The organism is Nonomuraea sp. NPDC059007 (genome assembly GCF_042740555.1).
Lineage (GTDB): Bacteria > Actinomycetota > Actinomycetes > Streptosporangiales > Streptosporangiaceae > Nonomuraea.
Genome location: NZ_JBHYJD010000010.1, coordinates 173,062 through 190,418, shown reverse-complemented (window position 1 = coordinate 190,418; position 17,357 = coordinate 173,062). Strand labels below are relative to the sequence as shown.

Below are 17,357 nucleotides of genomic sequence, written 5' to 3'. Positions count from 1 at the left end.
TGCCCCCATGGATGATGAATGGATCTGCGGACGCCTCGGCGAGGACGAGCCGTGGCTGCTCGGCGCGGTCAACCCGCCGGTGTTCGAGAACTCCCTGTTCACCTTCCGCACGGCCGGCGAGCTGGGCGAGGCGATCAAGGACGAGGACGAGCGCTACGTCTACTGGCGCGGCACCAACCCGACCGTCGACCTGGCCCAGCGCAAGCTCGCCGCGCTGGAGCGGGCGGAGCGGGCCAAGTGCTTCGCCTCCGGCATGGGCGCGATCTCGGCCACGATCTCGTCGCTGGTGTCGGCGGGCGACCACGTGCTGGTGCTGGGCGCCGTCTACGGGCCGACGACCCAGTTTCTGCGCTATCTGGAGAAATTCGGCGTCACGCATACGCACGTCAGCGATCTCGCGGGGTGTGACAGCGCTATCAGGTCGAGCACGCGCCTACTCTACTTCGAGTCGCCGTCCTACATGCGCTACGAGGTCTTCGACATCGCGGCCGTCACCGGCTGGGCCAGGGAGCGCGGCCTCGTCACGGCCATGGACAACACCTGGTCCACCCCCATCTTCCAGAAGCCGCTGACGCTCGGGGTCGACCTGGTGCTGCACTCGCTGTCGAAGTACGTGGGCGGGCACAGCGACCTGGTCGGCGGCGTGGTGGCCGGCCCGTCGCGGCTGATCAGGCCGCTCGCGCTGACCGAGTATCAGCTGTACGGCGCCGCCATGTCACCCCACGACGCCGCCAAGGTGATCAAGGGCCTGCGCACGCTGCCGGTGCGGATGGCCGCGCACCAGGAGCGCGGCCTGGCCGTCGCCGCCTTCCTGGACGAGCACCCGGCCGTCCGGGTGGTCAACCACCCCGGCCTGCCCTCCCACCCGGGCCATGTGCGGGCGAAGGCCCAGATGTCCGGCTTCTCCAGCCTGTTCAGCATCGAGCTGGACACCGAGTCGCGTGAGGAGGCGGCCGAGTTCCTGGACCGGCTGCGGCACTTCCGCATCGGCGTCTCGTGGGGCGGCTTCGAGTCGCTGGTCAACGTGCCGGCGCTGTCGGTCGAGGAGAGCGTACGGGCGACCATGGGCATCCCCGTCGGGCTGGTGCGGCTGTCGGTCGGCCTTGAGTCCGCGGACACATTGATCAAGGACCTCGGTCTAGCGCTGGAGGGGGTCGGTCGCCTAGCGTGACTGACAGCGCTGTCACATCTATGGAGGCGTCGTGAAATCCTTCCTGGCCCTTGCCGCCCTCACCGTGCTGCTCGCGGGCTGCGGGTCGTCCACCGGCTCCGGCCCCGGCGAGGTACGGCTGCGCATGGTCGAGAGCCTGACCAGCCCGGAGCGCACCAAGCTGCTCAAGTCACTGCTCGCCGACTTCGAGAAGGCCAACCCGGGCGTCAAGGTGGAGCTCATCTCGCCGCCGCTGGACAGCGCCGACCAGAAGATCACCCAGATCCTGCAGACGAAGAAGGGCCTGGACGTGCTGGAGGTCCGCGACCACACGGCCAAGTCCTTCTCCAACAACGGCTGGCTCGGCGAACTGCCCACGACCGAGTGGAGCGGCTGGGCCGGCCTGACCGAACTGACCCAGAAGAAGGCGGTCGAGGTGGGCGGCAAGCCGTACCTCATCCCCTATGGCTTCTACCAGCGCACGCTCTTCTACCGCACCGACTGGGGCATGGCCGCGCCGCCGAAGACGTGGCAGGAGCTGTACGAGGCGGGCAAGAAGATGACCGGCGGCGAGCGGTTCGGCTACTCCTTCCGCGGGGGCAAGGGCGGCGCCGACTACGCCGTCATGATGATCAGCGCCTACAACGGCGAGGCGCTCAACCCGGACAAGTCCTTCTACCTGACGGACAAGCGCACGATCTTCGCCACTCCCGAGGCCGCGCAGGCGCTCGACCTGTTCGTCAAGATCTTCAAGGAGGCCTCGCCGCCGGACTCGGTCTCGTGGGCCTACCCGGAGATGGTGCAGGGCTTCACCTCGGGCGTCACCGGCATGCTCATCCAGGACCCCGAAGTGATCAAGACGGTCGAGGAGAGCGGGGTCAAGGCGTGGTCCACGGCGCCGATCCCGAAGGGCCCGAGCGGATACGCCTACCAGCCCGTCGGCTACGCCGGATGGGGCGTCACCTCCTTCACCAAGCATCGGGACCAGGCGGTCAAGCTGGTGCAGTTCCTGTCGGAGTCGCAGCAGAGCATCCGCTTCGCCAAGGGCAACTCGCTCATCCCGATCTCCAAGCAGGCGCAGAGCGACCCGCAGTTCTCCCAGGGCGCCTGGAAGGCCTACCTGGAGGCGCAGCAGGACCCCAAGCAGGTGATCACGATCCGGCCCGTGGACTACCCGGGATGGAGCCAGTTCCTCGTCGACTCCGACCGTGACGTGCAGGCGCTGCTGACCGGCAAGAAGAGCACCGCCGACGTGCTGAAGGCCTGGGACGCCTTCTGGACCGACCAGGCGAAGAAGGTCTCGTGACCAAGAGGGCGTTCACCGGGCGCAGGGCGGCGTTCATCACGCTGTGCCTGCTGCCCGGGATCGTGTTCGTCGTCCTGTTCACCTACTGGCCGATGGTGCGCGGCAGCGTCATGGCCTTCCAGCGCTACAACCTGTTCGACCTGACGCAGACGCCCTTCGTCGGCCTGGAGAACTTCGCCGCGGTGCTGGCCGAGGAGCGGTTCTGGACCTCGCTGCGCAACACCGGCACGTGGGTCGTGGTCTCGCTGTTCTTCCAGTTCGTGCTGGGTTTCGGGCTGGCGTTGCTGCTCAGGAGGCACTTCAGGGGCCGCGGGCTCTACCAGGCGTGGGTGTTCTTCCCGTGGGCCATGTCCGGGTTCCTGATCGGGCTGCTGTGGCGGTGGATGTTCAACGGGCAGTTCGGCGTGATCAACGACCTGCTGCTCAAGACCGGGATCATCGACCAGCGCATCGGCTTCCTGTCCACGCCCGGCTGGGCGATGACCTCGGTCATCGTGGCCAACGTCTGGTACGGCACGACGTTCTTCGCCATCATGATCATGGCCGCGCTGCAGTCGGTCCCCAAGGAGCTCTACGAGGCGGCGGGCGTGGACGGCGCCTCCCGGCTGCGCCAGTTCTGGCACGTCACCCTGCCGCACATCCGGCCCACGCTGGCGCTGATCGTGCTGCTGCGGATCATCTGGATCCTCAACTTCCCCGACCTGATCTACTCCATGACCGGCGGCGGACCCGCCGGCAGCACCGACATCGTCACCACCTTCCTCATCCAGCAGGTCATGGGCGGCGACTACGGCCGGGCCGGCGCCGTCGGGCTGCTGGTCCTTGCGTTGCTGCTGGCCTTCAGCATCTTCTACCTGAACGTGACGAGGTCCGCCGATGGTGAAAAGGCTCGCTAAGGGGACGGTGCTGGGCGCCTGGCTGCTCATCACCGTCTTCCCGCTCTACTGGATCGTCGTCACCTCGCTCAAGCCCAAGGCCGAGATCTTCTCGATGCCGCTGAAGTACTGGCCGGCCAACCTCACCTTCGAGCACTACGCCGAACTGTTCGAGTTCGCCGACTTCGGCCGCTACCTCGCCAACAGCCTGATGGTCTCGCTGGTCGCGGCGGCCGCGGTCACCGTGATCGGCGTCCTCGGCGGCTACACCCTGGCCCGCTTCACCTTCCCCGGCAGGGGAGCGCTGATGCTGGCCTTCCTGGTGACCCAGATGATCCCGCTGTTCATCGCCCTGGGCCCGCTCTACCTGCTGATGTCCGACCTCGACCTGCTCAACCGGCTGGCCGGCCTCATGGTGGTCTATGTCGCCATGCTGGTGCCGTTCTCCACGATCATCATGCGCGGCTTCTACGAACGGGTGCCGGTCGCGCTGGAGGAGGCCGCCCAGGTGGACGGGGCCTCGCGGCTGTCGGCGCTGGTGCGCGTGGTCATCCCGGTGATGCTGCCGGGGATCGCGGCGACGTTCATCTTCGCGTTCGTGCAGTGCTGGAACGAGCTGTTCCTGGCCATCACCTTCATCGACAGCGAGGACGCCAAGACGGTGCCGGTCGCCATGAACTCCTTCATCACCCAGTACGACATCGACTGGGGCTCGATGGCCGCCGCCACCGTGGTCTCGGTCATCCCCACCCTCATCCTGTTCGCCGCGATCCGCCGCTACATCGTCGAGGGCCTGACCGCCGGAGCCGTCAAGGGCTGAGCCCTCCCTGCTTGATTACGCTGAGTAGTTGTGTGTATACACATCAAGCGGCCATTCATCTCGAATGCCCGGACTTATCCCGTGAAACGACGACGGTTACCGCTTATCGCGTGAAACGGACCTTTCACCGCAGGCCATGCCCAACTAAACGCCACGCGGCGGCGGCTCGCCGAACGACGGGACTGTGGACCTCCACGGAGGGTAGTTTGCGCTCTTACCTTGTGCGTGATCCCCATCACACTAAGCGGGAGGCATGGTGACAACACAAGAACACGACGCGTCGGTCTATGAACGGGTTCAGCAGAGCAGTGAATTCCAGGAGTTGAAGCGCCGGTTCCGCGCTTGGACCTTCCCGATGACGGTCGCGTTCCTCGTCTGGTACCTCCTGTATGTCGTGCTGTCCGGGTGGGCGCGGGACTTCATGGGCATTCAGGTGCTCGGCAACATCAACGTCGGATTGATCCTGGGCCTGCTGCAGTTCGTCTCCACCTTCTGGATCGCCTGGGCCTACTCCAGGCACGCGGAGAAGAAGCTGGACCCGCTGGCCGACAAGCTCCGGCACGAAGTCGAGGAGCAGACCAAGTGAGTTCGTCCACACTTTCCACGATCCTGTTCCTGACGTTCGTGGCCGCCACGCTCGGCATCACCTTCTGGGCGAGCCGCAACACCAAGACCGCCGCCGACTACTACGCCGGCGGGCGGTCCTTCACCGGCGTCCAGAACGGCCTCGCCATCGGCGGCGACTACATGTCGGCCGCGTCGTTCCTCGGCATCGCCGGCATGATCGCGCTGTCCGGCTACGACGGCTTCCTGTACTCCATCGGCTTCCTCGTGGCCTGGCTGGTGGCGTTGCTGCTGGTCGCCGAGCTCATGCGTAACTCGGGCAAGTTCACGATGGCCGACGTGCTGGCCTTCCGGATGAGCCCGCGCCCGGTCCGTACCGCCGCCGGCGTCTCCACCATCGTCGTCAGCATCTTCTACCTGCTGGCCCAGATGGTCGGCGCGGGCGCGCTGGTCGGGCTGCTGCTCGGCATCACCAGCGCCGAGGCCAAGAACTGGACGATCGTCGCCGTCGGCGCGCTGATGATCGTCTACGTGGTGTTCGGCGGCATGAAGGGCACCACCTGGGTCCAGATCGTCAAGGCCGTCCTGCTCATGGGCGGCGCGGCGCTGATCACCGTGCTGGTGCTGGCCAAGTACAACTTCAACCTCTCGGCGCTGCTCGGCGCCGCCACCGAGGCCAGCGGCAAGGGCGCGGCGTTCCTCGAACCCGGCCTCAAGTACGGCACCGAGGCCCAGGGCCTCATGGGCAAGATCGACCTGATCAGCCTCGGACTCGCGCTCGTCCTCGGCACCGCCGGCCTGCCGCACATCCTCATCCGCTTCTACACCGTGCCCACCGCCAAGGACGCCCGCAAGTCCGTCCTGTGGGGCATCGGCATCATCGGCACGTTCTACCTGCTGACGCTGGTGCTCGGCTTCGGCGCCGCGGCGCTGGTCAAGATCCCGGCCTCGGACACCGCGGGCAACACCGCGGCGCCCCAGCTCGCGGCGGCCATCGGCGAGAACTTCTTCGGCACCGTCGGCGGCACCGTCCTGCTGGCGCTCATCGGCGCCGTCGCCTTCGCCACGATCCTGGCCGTGGTCGCCGGGCTCACGCTGGCCTCCTCGTCCAGCTTCGCCCACGACCTGTACGCCCACGTGTTCAAGAAGGGCAACGCCACCGAGCGCGAAGAGGTCGTCGTGGCCCGGGTCTCCGCCTTCGTCATCGGCGCGGCGGCCATCGGACTCGGCATCCTCGCCCAGGGCCAGAACGTGGCGTTCCTCGTCGCGCTGGCCTTCGCGGTCGCCGCGTCGGGCAACCTGCCGGCGATCCTGTACAGCCTGTTCTGGAAGCGGTTCAACACCGCCGGAGCCGTCGCCGCCATCTACGGCGGCCTGATCTCCTGCCTGATCCTCGTGATCTTCTCGCCGGTGGTCTCCGGCTCGAAGACCGCGCTGATCAAGGGCGCCGACTTCCACATCTGGAACCTGTCCAACCCCGGCATCATCTCGATCCCGCTCGGCTTCTTCTTCGGCTGGCTCGGCACCGTGCTCAGCAAGGAGTACAACGCCGCCAAGTACGCCGAGATCGAGGTCCGCTCGCTCACCGGCGTGGGCGCGGAGAAGGCCGCCGAGCACTGACCGCGTGGGGCGCCCGGACCCGGGCGCCCCACCCTCGAGGCCGAGCTCGGACGATAGAGTCTTGTCATGGAAGACCAGGCCGCCGCGCTGCTCGCCACCTGTTCACCGGAGATCCGCACCCTGGCCGGAGCCGCCCGAAACTTCCTGCGCCGGCTGCTGCCCGACGCGCAGGAGGAGGTCGACGAACCGGCCCGCCTGATCGCCTACACCTACCAGCCCGGCACGTACAAGGGGCTGATCGTGGCGATCGCCCTGCATCAGGCGCACATCAACCTGATGTTCGCCCGCGGTGCCGACCTGCTCACCCAGGACCCGACCGCGCTGCTGGAGGGGACCGGCAAAAAGGCCCGCCACGTCAAGATCGCCACCGAGTCCCACCTCGCCGACCCCGACCTCGCCACCCTCGTTGCCGCCGCCCGCTCGCTGACTTCTCGCTGATCTCTTTGCGCCTTCATTGGGGACGCCTCCCGCCTTTTGCGGCCTTTAGGGTTTTTTGTGGCCTTTAGGGTTACGGCAAGCCAGCGGACGCCTCCCGCCGCCAGGGGTGGCGCGTCCGTGCGAGGTGCCCGGCAGTCTGACGTGGTCCTCGCCGTCACAACGCACGTTTGCCCAGCCGCCGTGCCTTCCGCCGGCCGCCGCGACAACGCGCCGAAGCCCACCGCCCACCTTCCCGCCGCCTCGGCGCGCACAACCCGATGGGCACCGCTGCGGACAACCACCCCGCCCCGGCCCCGCCCCGCCCCGGCCCCGCCCGCCTCCGGCCCTCCTTCGGCTCTCTGGCCCCTCCGGCCCCTCCCGCTCTCCGGCCTCTTGCCCCCTTCGGCCTCCCGGCCTCCCGGCCTCCCGGCCCTCGGACCCGAACCTGGCTTTAGGGCTCCACCCTCCCCGCCTCTTGGCCGTCCGGGCCCGGCTCGTGGACTTCCACCCCTCGGCCCCTCGGTCTCCCGGCCCCGCGCCCCGTGGCCCCTCGGCCCCGTGGCCCCTCGGCTTCTCGGCCCTCGGGGTTCGGGGTCTCTGGTCAGGGTTTGTCTTTTCTTTCTGGGTCTGTCTGGTCTTTCGGGTTTGGGGGTTCGGGGGTGGGGGGTGGTTGGTGGGTGGGGTGGAGGGCTATGGCGGTGGCCAGTGTGGCCAGGAGGCCGCCTGTGCCGGCGATGATGAAGGCCGTTGCCGCTGACGTGGCGTCCAGGAGGACGCCTCCGGCCACGTAGGAGAGGGCGGCGGCCACGCCTATGGCGCCGTACAGGGTGGCGAAGGTGCGGCCCATCACGTCCGGTGCAACATTGCGCTGGATCAGGGTGGTCGAGGCCACGTCCATGGCCGCGATCCCCAGGCCGCGGATCGTCTGGATCGCCAGCGCCGCCCCCACCGCCCACGCGAACCCGGTCAGCAGGTTGCCCGCGCTGCTCACCGCGAACCCGGCCACCAGCAACGCGCCCATCTGCAGCGGGACACGGCGGGCCAGCAGGATGTAGCCCGCCAGCAGACCGATTCCGGGGCCGGCCAGCAGCAAACCGGCGGACGCCGGGTCGCCCAGGTCGGTGGCCAGGAAGACCAGGGCCACGTCGTCGATGCCGTTGAAGGCCACGACGGCGAAGAAGCCCAGGCCGACGGCTCTGATCAGGCGGTGGCTCAGGATGTAGCGCAGGCCTTCGCGGGTGTCGGACAGCAGGGAGCCTCGGGTGTGCGGTTCCTCGGGGGCTTTGCCGTACCGGATGGCCTTGGTGAGGACGAGGCCGGAGGCCAGGAAGGTGGCGGCGTCGATCAGCAGGACGGCGCGGATGTCGATCACCGACAGCAGCGCCCACGCGGCGAGCGGGCCGAGGGCTTCGCCGCCGTTGGTGCCGAGGCCGACCGCGGTGTTCGCGCGCTCGAGGTCGCGGTCGGGCACCAGCGACGGCACCACGGAGCGCGAGGCGGCCTGGAACAACTGGCCGATCACCGCGCGCAGGCCCACCAAGGCCAGCAGGACGGGGAGCGGGGGTAGCCACAGGGCGATCAGCACGACCAGCGCGCCCTGCGCGAACTCGCAGGTGATCATGACGCGGCGGTGGCCGTAGCGGTCGCTGATCGCGCCGGTCAGCGGGGCGAACAGGGCGGGGGCGAAGTCCCCGGCGAGCAGCAGCAGGGACACCGCCAGCGCTTCGCCGGTGGAGGAGGCGACGTAGACCATGAGGGCGACCAGGCTGAGCGAGTCACCGGCGAAGGAGACGGAGCGCGATACCCATAACCATCGGAAGGGGGCGTTGCCCCGCAGGAGTTGCCACACGGGCTCGATGGTAGAAGGGGGAGTTGTGACGATGGACAGATTCAAAGCGGTATTCGAGGTACTCGACGAGCGGTTCGCCTTCGACGGCGGCGACGAGTACGTCGAGGTGCTGCACCGCGGCAGCCGCAAGACCGAAGGGCCCGCCTACTTCGCCGCCGGGCGCTACCTGGTGTGGAGCGACATCCCCAACGACCGGCTATTGCGCTGGGACGAGACGACCGGCGCCGTCGGCGTCTTCCGGCACGGCTCGGGCAACGCCAACGGCAACACGGTCGATCTCGAAGGCAGGCTGGTCACCTGCGAGCAGGGCGCCCGCCGGGTGACCAGGACCGAGCACGACGGCACGATCACCGTGCTCGCCGACAACTTCGAGGGCAAGCGCCTGAACAGCCCGAACGACGTCGTGGTCCGCTCGGACGGGACGATCTGGTTCACCGACCCGCGCTACGGCATCACCGGCTACTACGAGGGCAGCCCCGCCGAGAGCGAGATCGGCGGCGACCACGTCTACCGCCTCGACCCCGCCACGGGCGAGCTGCGGATCGCCGCCGCCGGCTTCGTGCGGCCCAACGGGCTGGCCTTCTCGGCTGACGAGTCTCTCCTGTACGTCGTGGACACCCGCGAGCGCCACCTCCGCGTCTTCGACGTGGCCGGGGACGGCGCCCTGTCGGGCGGGAAGGTGTTCGCGGAGAGCTGGTTCGACGGCATCCGCGTGGACTGCCACGACCGGGTGTGGGCCGCCGCCCTCGACGGCGTACGCTGCTACGCCACCGACGGCACGCTGATCGGCAGGCTGCTGCTGCCCGAGTCCGCCTCGAACCTCGTCTTCGGCGGACCCAAGCGCAACAACCTGTTCGTCACCAACTCGGCCGGCGACCTGTACTCCATCCGCCTCACGGTCGCCGGCGCCCGGCGTCCGGGCTCAGGCGGCTGAGGCCTCGGCCAGGGTGGCGAGCTCCTCGGCGCCCAGGGCCAGGCGCGCTCCGGCCATCAGCGGCTTGAGCTGCGCCGGGGTGCGGGCGCTGGCGATCGGGGCGGTGATCGTGGGCTGGGCGGCCAGCCAGGCGACGGCGATGGCGGCCGGCTCCACGTCGCGGACCGCGGCGATCTTGGCGAGGGCGTCCAGGACACGCAGGCCGCGCTCGGTCTTGAGGTACTCGGCCGCCCGGCCCGCCCTGGGGCTGTCCACGGTGACGCCGGGGGCGTACTTGCCGGTCAGGAAGCCGCGGGCGAGCGCGTGGTACGGCGTCGTGGACAGCCCCTCGCGCTCCACGACGTCGCGCAGCGGCCCCTCGAAGCCGCGTTCCATCAGGTTGTACGCCGGCTGCAGCGCCACATACCTGGCCAGGCCCTCGTCGTCGGAGACCTTCAGCGCCTGCGCCAGGCGTGGGGCGGTGTGGTTGGAGGCGCCGATGTAGCGGACCTTGCCCTCCCGCACCAGCGCGTCGAACGCGGCCAGCGTGTCGGCCAGCGGGGTGCCCTCGTCGTCGACGTGCGCCCAGTAGAGGTCGATCCGGTCGGTACGCAGGCGGCGCAGGCTGTTCTCCACCGCGGTCCTGATGGTCCTGGGCGCCAGGCCGGTCCATCCGGACAGCATGCCGACCTTCGTGGCCAGGACGATGGAGTCGCGGTTGCCGCGCTCGATCATCCAGTCACCGATGATCCGCTCGGCGGTGGACTCCCCGGTCGCCCACGCGGGGTAGACGTCGGCGGTGTCGAGGAAGTTGCCGCCGTCCTCGACGTAGGCGTCCAGGACGGCGTAGGACGCCTCGCGGTCGGCGGTCCAGCCGAAGACGTTGGTGCCGAGGCAAAGAGGGAACACGGACAGGGCCGTGGTGCCGATCGATCTCACCTCGCTATTATCCGCGCATCCAACAGCGGTTCCGCCGTCAGGGCCCGGGTGCCGCGTGAGGAGGGCCGATGCGAGCCCGGATGCGTGGCTGCCTGATCGGGGCGATCCTCGCGGGCGCGCTGTTCGTGCTGGTCGTGATCGTCCTCAGGGCCAACTGGCAGCCTCAAGTAGTGAAAAATCCGGAAAAATCACCGGAGCCCGCGATCGAGGTGCTGGAGGAGAAGCGGCTGGACGAGCGCCGCCTCGAACTCACCCTCCGCTCGCCCGCCCTCGACGCCACCACCAAGGTCCGCCTCCTGCTCCCGAACGGCTGGGCCGGCCGCGCGCGCTGGCCCGCGCTGTGGCTCCTGCACGGCGGCCTGGACGACCACACATCCTGGACCGCCAAGACCGACGTCGACGACCTCACCCGCGACGACGGCCTCATGGTCGTCATGCCCGACGGCGGCCGCTGCGGCAGCTACTCCGACTGGTGGAACGGAGGCGAAGGCGGCCCCCCGAAATGGCAGACCTACCACCTGAAGGAGCTCCTGCCGCTCCTGGAGTCCCGCTACCGCGCCGGTCCCGCCCGGGTGATCGCGGGCTACTCCATGGGCGGCCAGGGCGCCATGCTGTACGCCGCCAAGGGCGGTTTCAAGGCCGCCGCCTCCTTCAGCGGCGCCGTGCACCTCCTCGGCGACGGCGTCCCCCAGGCGGTGATGGCCGGAACCACGCTCGGCTGCCTCGGCACCGACTGGAAGCGCATCTGGGGCGACCCGAGCCGCCAGCGCGCCAACTGGCAGGCGCACAACCCCTACGACCAGGCGGAAAAGCTCAGGGGAGTGCGCCTGTACGTGGCCGCGGGCGCCGGCGACCTGGTCGAGGACCTGGCCGGCCGGGCCGCCAGAGCCTTCGCCGGCCGCCTGCGCGAGCTGGACATCCCGGTCACCACCCACTTCTACCGGGGCGGGCACAACCACGCCTTCTGGCAGCGGGAACTGCGCCGGGCGTACCCGATGCTGAAGCGCGCGCTTCAGTGATGGGCCGCGCCGATGTCGAGCGTGCGCGGCGTCAGCCTCCACACGACCACCGCCGCCAGAAGCATCAGCGCCGCGCCCACCGCTCCCGTCACCGCGATCGAGTCGCCGAAGGCCGCCTTGGCCTGCTCGGCCAGCCGTACGCCCCGCTCGCCGAGCGTGGCGGCCACGTCGAGCGCGCCGCCGATCGACTCGCGCACGACCTCGGCCTGGGCTCCGGTGTACGGCAGCGCCGTACGGTAGACCGCCGCCGCGACGCTGCCCAGGACGGCCACCCCGAGCACCCCGCCCACCTCGTAGCTGGTCTCCTCGATGGCCGCGGCGCTGCCCGCCTTCTCCAGCGGCGCGCCCGACATGATCACGGCAGAGGCGATGGCCAGCGAACCCATGCCCGCGCCGATGAGCAGCAGCGCGAGCGCGACCCAGCCGTAGACCAGCGGTGCCGCGAACAGCACCAGGAACCCGAGCCCCGCCACGACCAGCCCACCGGCCAGCACGGTACGCGCCCCGATCCGCTCCGCCATCGCGGGCGCCAGCGGTGACAGGATCAGCGCGGTGACGGCCGTCGGCAGGAGGCGTACCCCGGTCTCCAGCGGCGTGTAGCCCTGGACGAGCTGCATCCACTGGGCCATGAGCAGCATCATCGCGGCCATGGCGATCGAGGTGGTGAGCGCGGCCAGCACGCCGGAGGTGAACGGGCCGCTGCGGAACAGCCTGACCTCCAGCAGCGGGTCGGGGCGGCGCAGGCTGCGCAGGACGAACCAGGTCAGCGCGAGCGCGCCGGCGGCCAGCGACACCAGCGCGGTCGGGTCGGTCAGGCCGTCCTTGGCGAAGTGCTTGATCGAGTAGACGAGCCCGGCCATGCCGACGATCGACAGCACGGTGCCGAGCGCGTCCCAGCGGCCGGGGCTCGGGTTGCGCGACTCGGGCAGCAGGAACAGGCCGGCGAGCACGGCGACGGCCATGACCGGCACGTTCACGAGGAACGCCGCGTGCCAGCTGAAGTGCTCCACCAGGAAGCCGCCGAGGATCGGGCCGAGCGCGCCGCCGACCGCCGCCATGGCCGCCCAGACGCCCAGCGCGGTGGCGCGCTCGCGCGAGTCGGTGAACAGCGCGCGGATCATCGACAGCGTGGACGGCATGATCATGGCGCCGCCCACGCCGAGCAGGGCGCGCACCGCGATCACGGCGCCGGGGCTCTCGGCCCACATCACCAGGACGGAGGCGAGACCGAACACGCCGAACCCGGTGAGCAGCATCCTCTTGCGCCCCCACCGGTCGCCGAGGGCGCTCACCGTGACCAGCAGGCCGGCCAGGACCAGCGAGTAGACGTCGACCATCCACAGCAGCTGGATGGCGTCCGGGCGCAGGCTGGCCGAGATCGCCGGCAGGGCCACGTTGAGGATGGTCATGTCCATGACGACCAGCAAGAGGCTGGCCGAAAGGACGGCGAGTCCGGCCCATCTGCGCTTGTGCGCGACGGGCGCGGTGCTGAGCGTCATGTAGTCCCCCGATAGAACGTTTCAAGGAAGATCCTGGGCAGGTCCCTGCGCGCGACGTCCCCCCGCCGCATGCTCTCCCTCACGGCCACGAGCAGGCCGTACACGAGATTGCTTACCCAGCGCGGCGGCAGGTCCGCGCGCAGGACGCCGGCCCGCTGCGCGGCGGTGAACAGGGCGATCTCCCTCTCCTCCAGCTCCTGCGCGCGGCGCACCAGGTCCGCGTGGCGGTCCGCGGTGTGGTCGGTGAGCGCGAAGCCGTGCTCGTCCCCGTGGGCGACGGTGACCGTCAGCAGCTCGTCGAGCACCCGTTTGATCCCGGCGGCGTCGAGGTCGGCGCTCAGGGCCTCGTCGAGGCCGACGGCCGCCTGCGTCTTCGCCCAGGCGTCCATGGCCCGGGAGCTGAGCTCGTACTGCAGCTCGGCGCGGGTGCTGAAGTGCCGGTGCAGCGTGGCGCGGCTGATCCCGGCGGCCTGCGCGATCTCCGCCATCGACGCGTTCGGCGCCTGGTTGAGGTGGTGGATCGCCACGGCGACGATCTCGTCACGACTGGCAGCCATCGCACATCCTCGTCTCGTTTGCGACACCAATGTCGCAAATACTACATCACTGTACGACGGAGTATGTACGGTGATCTCTCCTGGACGGCATGGCCAGCGTGTCAGCCGTGGCGATATCGTTCGGCTGTGGTGATCGGTGACGCGCGCACGCGCATCCTGGACGCGGCCGAGGAGTTGTTCGCGGGCGGTGGCTACGAGGCCACCCCTACCGCGGTCATCGCCAAGCTGGCGCGGGTGCCCAAAGGACTGGTCTTCCACTACTTCCCGCGCAAGATCGACGTGCTGGTGGCGCTGATCGACGAGCGCACCCTCGTGGAGGAGACGAAGGAAGTCGACGCCATGCCGGGCGATCCGGCGGGCACGCTGTCCAAGCTGGCCCGCAGGCTGCCGCTGCGTGCCTCACCGGCGATGCGGCGCATCCTGTTCCGCGAGGCCGACACCCACCGCTCGGTCAAGGACCGCCTCGGACGGCTCAACGGCGAGCTGATCAGGCGCTCCAGGTTCGCGCTCGAACTCGCCCTGCCCGGCCGGCGCGGCGAGAGCGCGCGGCTGGAGGTGGCGGCGGCCACGTTCGCCGCCGTCCTGCTCTACCAGGAGAACCTCTGCCAGCTAACCGGACACCAGATCGACCCCGACGCCGTCGCCGAGCTCATCGCCCACTCGCTCATCTAGCAGCTCGTCCAGCGCGGCGCGCAGGTGGCGCTGCAGCGACCAGACGTCGTCCAGCCGCTCCGGGCAGGCCACGACGCCGAAGTCGAGCATGCCGTCGTAGGAGAAGCAGGTGATGTTCACCCCGCCGCTCAGGTCGGTCAGCACCGAGATCGGGTAGTACGACAGCACCCTCGCCCCGCACAGATACAGCGGGAACTGCGGGCCCGGCACGTTGCTGATGATCAGGTTGATCGGCGGGCAGGCCACCGCCGCCAGCCGGAAGATCGCCGGGGAGGCCAGCCGGGTCACCGGCGGCGGCAGCAGCGAGCACAGCTCGTGCAGCCAGCTCGACGAGGCCGCGGCGAAGCGCCGCTTGGCCGTGCGCATCATGGAACGGGTCGCGTGCAGCCGCGCGTGCCGGTCGGCCACGTTCGTCGCCAGCGGCGTGACCATGGCCGAGATGTGGTTGCCGACCAGTTGCCGGGCGCCCGCCGTCCGCACCGCCACGGGGACCGCCGCGATCAGCGGCTCCTCCGGCAGCGCGTCCCGATCCCGCAGCCAGGTCCGCAGCGCGCCCGCGCACAGCGCCATGACCACGTCGTTCACGCTCATGCCGTGCCGCTTGGCGACGTCCTTGACGTCCTTGAGCGGCACCGAGCCGAACGACAGCCGCCGCTCGGCGCTGATCGGCCCGTTGAACGGCGTGCGCGGCGCGGTCAGGCCGGGCAGTTCCGGCCGCGGGCGGTGGTCGCCGGCGACGAGCCTGGCCGCCCGCGCGATCCGCCGCGCGCCGGGCAGCCCCGCCGCCAGCGGGATCGCGTCCAGCTCGCCTGCCGCTCTGGCCAGCGAGCCGAGGGCGCGCGCGGGGTGTGTGGCCGTGCGTACGGCGGCGCCGTACAGCATGCCCGCCAGGCTCGGAGCCCGCTCGGCCGGCGGCGGCGTGACGTCGATCACCCGTGGCTCCGGCGAGAGGTCGAGCAGGGCGGCGAGCGTCTCCGCGCCCGAGACGCCGTCGATGGCGGCGTGGTGAACCTTCGTGTAGACCGCGACTCTGCCCCCGGTCAGGCCGCGCAGCAGGTGCATCTCCCAGAGCGGCCGGGTGCGGTCGAGCTGGCCGGCGTGGATGCGGGCGACCGCGTCCGCCAGCTGGTACTCGCCTCCGGGCGCGGCCACCTCCGTCTCGAACAGGTGGTTGGCCAGGTCGAACGCGGGGTCGGGTTCCCAGTAGGGGTGGTCGAGGCCGAACGGCACCTCGCTCAGCCGCAGGCCCAGCGCGGGCGACAGGTGCATGCGCTCGCGCAGAAGCGCGGCGAGCGTCTCGCGGTCGAGGACGCCGCCGAGCGGGTCGAGGATGGCCAGCCCCGCCACGTGGGCGGAGGTCGTCGCGGACTCGGCGTTGAGGAACTGCGCGTCGAGTGCGGTCAGCTGGCGCATCGGCTCTTCTCCCGGGTGTTCGATTCGAGGTCAGCTTCACATCGCGGGATTTCCGGGACGTTTCCGCGAGAGTCTTACAGATGAATTCGGATGCTCCGCGCGGACCCGCAGCTCAGCGACTCGGTGACAATTGTCTATCCATGGATAACGGTAATCGGGTGCCTTACCGCGGCGTCGAAGTGATACCCGAACTCGTGCCGCGGCCTTTTCAGCTGCTGCGTGGCGCCGCTCGCGTCGGTCGCCCTGACGAGGATCGACCGCTCGCCCAGGCGCCTCGGCACCCAGGTGATGTGCCAGGGCAACCAGGCGCTGACCAGGTGTGGGCCGCGGTGTTCCGCCCGGCGCCAGGTCCGGCCGTCGTCGAAGCTCACCTCGACCTTGACCACTCGGCCGCGCCCCGACCACGAACGGCCGCGCAGCAGTTGCGGGCGGCCGAACGGCACCCGCGCGTTCCAGCCGAGTTCCAGCGCGCTTTTCACCGGATTCACCGTGACGTCGCGGTAGAACTCCGTGTTCCACGGGGTGAACAATTCACGCGTGGCCACTTCGATGTCTCCGAGCCATTTGATGGACGCTATTCCCACCCATCCCGGCACCACCAGGCGTACCGGGAATCCGTGGTCGGGCGGGAGAGGGTGGCCGTTCATCTCGTAGGCGACCAGGACGTCGTCCATGGCCTTGTCGACGGGCAGAGGGCGGCGTACGTGGCCGTGGTGTTCGAAGGGGGCGTCGAGGCCGGTCGGCAGCACGTCCACGGCTCTGGCGGTGATGTCGGAGCGCTCCAGCAGGTACCGCAGGGGCACACCGCGCCAGCGCGCCACCCCGATCGCGCCGAGCGCCCACTGGGTGCCGGGGGCGGGCTCGCCCTGCTGGGTGCCGTAGAAGCGGCGGCCGTTGCCCGCGCACTCGATCGCCGCGTCCAGGGTGCGGGCGGGCATGGCGCGCAACTGGTCATAGGTGTACGCGCCCGGACATCGCACACCGTCGCCGTGGATGGCCAGTTGCCAGGTGGCGGGGTCGATGGACGGGGTGACGGTGTGGTTGCGGACGAAGAAGCGGTCGGTGGGGGTGTGGAAACCTTGGCCCGCCATGGCGTCCCAGCGCATCTCCGCGCTCGCGCCGTGCGTCCTGAAGAGCTCTGGGGGGAGCGGCTTGACGATGGTCGCGGTGGCGTACATAACTCACCTATTCCCTACCAGTTAACTAGCCAATCTCATCCTATGGTGTGACCTGCATGATCGCCCACTCTCACCTTGGATACGTGCCCCCGTGTGTCTCTCCCGAAAACGTGTGCCTGGCTCGTAACTGGGTCTGTGGGGGGTGGGGTTGCGCGTGCATAATCGGCGCAAGCGCTTGTCAGCCGCCAGCGGAGCGAGGCCGCCATGCCCCCCACCCCAGACCCCAGCACCCCCGCCCAGCCCTCCTCAAACCCCCCACCCGCCCCGGACCCGCCGTTACCGGAGCCGCGAGAGAAGACGGCGCCATCCACCGACCCGGCACCACCACCCGAGGACGTGCAGAACGCCCCGGACACCCAGCCGGAGACGTCCGGTGGTGCGGCGGCTTCCCTGGGTGGGCAGCCGGAGCCACCCGCCGGTCCGGCGAGCTTCGCAGGCACACAACCTTCGCGGACCGCGTCCGTGGGCCCGAACGCGGCGGAGGGCGTCGTGTCTTCACAGGGTCGGGAGCCATCCGGTGGTGCGGCGTCTGCTGGGGACGGGCAGCCGGAGCCATCCGAAGAGGT

The 17,357-nt window shown here is 69.8% G+C and carries 16 protein-coding genes; 10 read left to right on the top strand and 6 right to left on the bottom strand.

Annotated elements, in window-relative coordinates; genetic code table 11:
* Window positions 1–7: 7 nt before the first annotated feature.
* The 7 genes from ACFWY5_RS19075 (at window position 8) to ACFWY5_RS19045 (ending at window position 6,773) form a co-directional block, all read left to right on the top strand.
* Window positions 8–1,171 (top strand): trans-sulfuration enzyme family protein, encoded by a 1,164-nt coding sequence (locus tag ACFWY5_RS19075; protein ID WP_379613301.1) that lies wholly within the window; start codon window positions 8–10, stop codon window positions 1,169–1,171.
* 31 nt (window positions 1,172–1,202) lie between these two features.
* Complete coding sequence (locus tag ACFWY5_RS19070) at window positions 1,203–2,456, top strand: ABC transporter substrate-binding protein (protein ID WP_379633324.1); 1,254 nt, start codon at window positions 1,203–1,205, stop codon at window positions 2,454–2,456.
* The gene (locus tag ACFWY5_RS19065; protein WP_221340486.1) at window positions 2,453–3,352 is read left to right on the top strand and encodes a carbohydrate ABC transporter permease; all 900 of its coding nucleotides are present in this window, start codon (window positions 2,453–2,455) and stop codon (window positions 3,350–3,352) included. The genes ACFWY5_RS19070 and ACFWY5_RS19065 overlap by 4 nt, the downstream gene beginning before the upstream one ends.
* Entirely contained in the window at window positions 3,333–4,151 is an 819-nt protein-coding gene (locus ACFWY5_RS19060; RefSeq protein ID WP_379613299.1) for a carbohydrate ABC transporter permease, read from the top strand. The genes ACFWY5_RS19065 and ACFWY5_RS19060 overlap by 20 nt, the downstream gene beginning before the upstream one ends.
* Before the next feature lie 253 nt (window positions 4,152–4,404).
* Window positions 4,405–4,737, top strand: a complete 333-nt coding sequence (locus ACFWY5_RS19055; protein WP_379613298.1) for a DUF485 domain-containing protein — start codon at window positions 4,405–4,407, stop codon at window positions 4,735–4,737.
* Window positions 4,734–6,335, top strand: a complete 1,602-nt coding sequence (locus tag ACFWY5_RS19050) for a cation acetate symporter (protein WP_379613297.1) — start codon at window positions 4,734–4,736, stop codon at window positions 6,333–6,335. The genes ACFWY5_RS19055 and ACFWY5_RS19050 overlap by 4 nt, the downstream gene beginning before the upstream one ends.
* Window positions 6,336–6,401: 66 nt before the next feature.
* Window positions 6,402–6,773 (top strand): DUF1801 domain-containing protein, encoded by a 372-nt coding sequence (locus ACFWY5_RS19045; protein WP_379633322.1) that lies wholly within the window; start codon window positions 6,402–6,404, stop codon window positions 6,771–6,773.
* A gap of 580 nt (window positions 6,774–7,353) precedes the next feature.
* Here the strand turns inward: ACFWY5_RS19045 and ACFWY5_RS19040 are convergent.
* On the bottom strand, window positions 7,354–8,601 hold the full coding sequence (locus ACFWY5_RS19040; protein WP_379633320.1) for an MFS transporter: 1,248 nt from the start codon (window positions 8,599–8,601) through the stop codon (window positions 7,354–7,356).
* A gap of 31 nt (window positions 8,602–8,632) precedes the next feature.
* Between ACFWY5_RS19040 and ACFWY5_RS19035 the strand changes: the two genes are divergently transcribed.
* Entirely contained in the window at window positions 8,633–9,535 is a 903-nt protein-coding gene (locus ACFWY5_RS19035; RefSeq protein WP_379633318.1) for an SMP-30/gluconolactonase/LRE family protein, read from the top strand.
* Here ACFWY5_RS19035 and ACFWY5_RS19030 read toward each other — a convergent pair.
* Window positions 9,524–10,453: an aldo/keto reductase gene (locus tag ACFWY5_RS19030; RefSeq protein ID WP_379633316.1), complete on the bottom strand. Its 930-nt coding sequence runs from the start codon at window positions 10,451–10,453 to the stop codon at window positions 9,524–9,526. The two genes, ACFWY5_RS19035 and ACFWY5_RS19030, sit on opposite strands and share 12 nt — an antisense overlap.
* A gap of 68 nt (window positions 10,454–10,521) precedes the next feature.
* Here ACFWY5_RS19030 and ACFWY5_RS19025 point away from each other — a divergent pair, with 68 nt between their 5' ends.
* Complete coding sequence (locus ACFWY5_RS19025; protein ID WP_379633314.1) at window positions 10,522–11,472, top strand: alpha/beta hydrolase; 951 nt, start codon at window positions 10,522–10,524, stop codon at window positions 11,470–11,472.
* Here ACFWY5_RS19025 and ACFWY5_RS19020 read toward each other — a convergent pair.
* Window positions 11,466–12,971 carry an MFS transporter gene (locus ACFWY5_RS19020; protein ID WP_379613291.1) on the bottom strand — a complete coding sequence of 502 codons (1,506 nt, stop codon included), beginning with the start codon at window positions 12,969–12,971 and terminating at the stop codon, window positions 11,466–11,468. The two genes, ACFWY5_RS19025 and ACFWY5_RS19020, sit on opposite strands and share 7 nt — an antisense overlap.
* Entirely contained in the window at window positions 12,968–13,528 is a 561-nt protein-coding gene (locus ACFWY5_RS19015) for a TetR/AcrR family transcriptional regulator (RefSeq protein WP_379633312.1), read from the bottom strand. Before ACFWY5_RS19015 ends, ACFWY5_RS19020 begins: the two co-directional genes overlap by 4 nt.
* A 126-nt stretch (window positions 13,529–13,654) precedes the next feature.
* Between ACFWY5_RS19015 and ACFWY5_RS19010 the strand changes: the two genes are divergently transcribed.
* Complete coding sequence (locus ACFWY5_RS19010) at window positions 13,655–14,200, top strand: TetR/AcrR family transcriptional regulator (RefSeq protein ID WP_379613289.1); 546 nt, start codon at window positions 13,655–13,657, stop codon at window positions 14,198–14,200.
* Here ACFWY5_RS19010 and ACFWY5_RS19005 read toward each other — a convergent pair.
* Entirely contained in the window at window positions 14,138–15,613 is a 1,476-nt protein-coding gene (locus ACFWY5_RS19005; RefSeq protein WP_379613288.1) for a wax ester/triacylglycerol synthase family O-acyltransferase, read from the bottom strand. The genes ACFWY5_RS19010 and ACFWY5_RS19005 overlap by 63 nt on opposite strands.
* Before the next feature lie 134 nt (window positions 15,614–15,747).
* Window positions 15,748–16,791, bottom strand: coding sequence for a sulfite oxidase (locus tag ACFWY5_RS19000; protein ID WP_379633310.1), 1,044 nt, complete (start codon window positions 16,789–16,791; stop codon window positions 15,748–15,750).
* Window positions 16,792–17,357 lie beyond the last annotated feature (566 nt).

Excerpts from the sequence above, each read along its gene's own strand:
- ACFWY5_RS19055 (WP_379613298.1), top strand. The coding sequence starts at position 4,405 with ATGGTGACAACACAAGAACACGACGCGTCGGTCTATGAACGGGTTCAG.
- ACFWY5_RS19015 (WP_379633312.1), bottom strand. The coding sequence starts at position 13,528 with ATGGCTGCCAGTCGTGACGAGATCGTCGCCGTGGCGATCCACCACCTC.
- ACFWY5_RS19060 (WP_379613299.1), top strand. The coding sequence starts at position 3,333 with ATGGTGAAAAGGCTCGCTAAGGGGACGGTGCTGGGCGCCTGGCTGCTC.
- ACFWY5_RS19045 (WP_379633322.1), top strand. The coding sequence starts at position 6,402 with ATGGAAGACCAGGCCGCCGCGCTGCTCGCCACCTGTTCACCGGAGATC.
- ACFWY5_RS19005 (WP_379613288.1), bottom strand. The coding sequence starts at position 15,613 with ATGCGCCAGCTGACCGCACTCGACGCGCAGTTCCTCAACGCCGAGTCC.
- ACFWY5_RS19035 (WP_379633318.1), top strand. The coding sequence starts at position 8,633 with ATGGACAGATTCAAAGCGGTATTCGAGGTACTCGACGAGCGGTTCGCC.
- ACFWY5_RS19075 (WP_379613301.1), top strand. The coding sequence starts at position 8 with ATGGATGATGAATGGATCTGCGGACGCCTCGGCGAGGACGAGCCGTGG.
- ACFWY5_RS19025 (WP_379633314.1), top strand. The coding sequence starts at position 10,522 with ATGCGAGCCCGGATGCGTGGCTGCCTGATCGGGGCGATCCTCGCGGGC.
- ACFWY5_RS19020 (WP_379613291.1), bottom strand. The coding sequence starts at position 12,971 with ATGACGCTCAGCACCGCGCCCGTCGCGCACAAGCGCAGATGGGCCGGA.
- ACFWY5_RS19000 (WP_379633310.1), bottom strand. The coding sequence starts at position 16,791 with ATGTACGCCACCGCGACCATCGTCAAGCCGCTCCCCCCAGAGCTCTTC.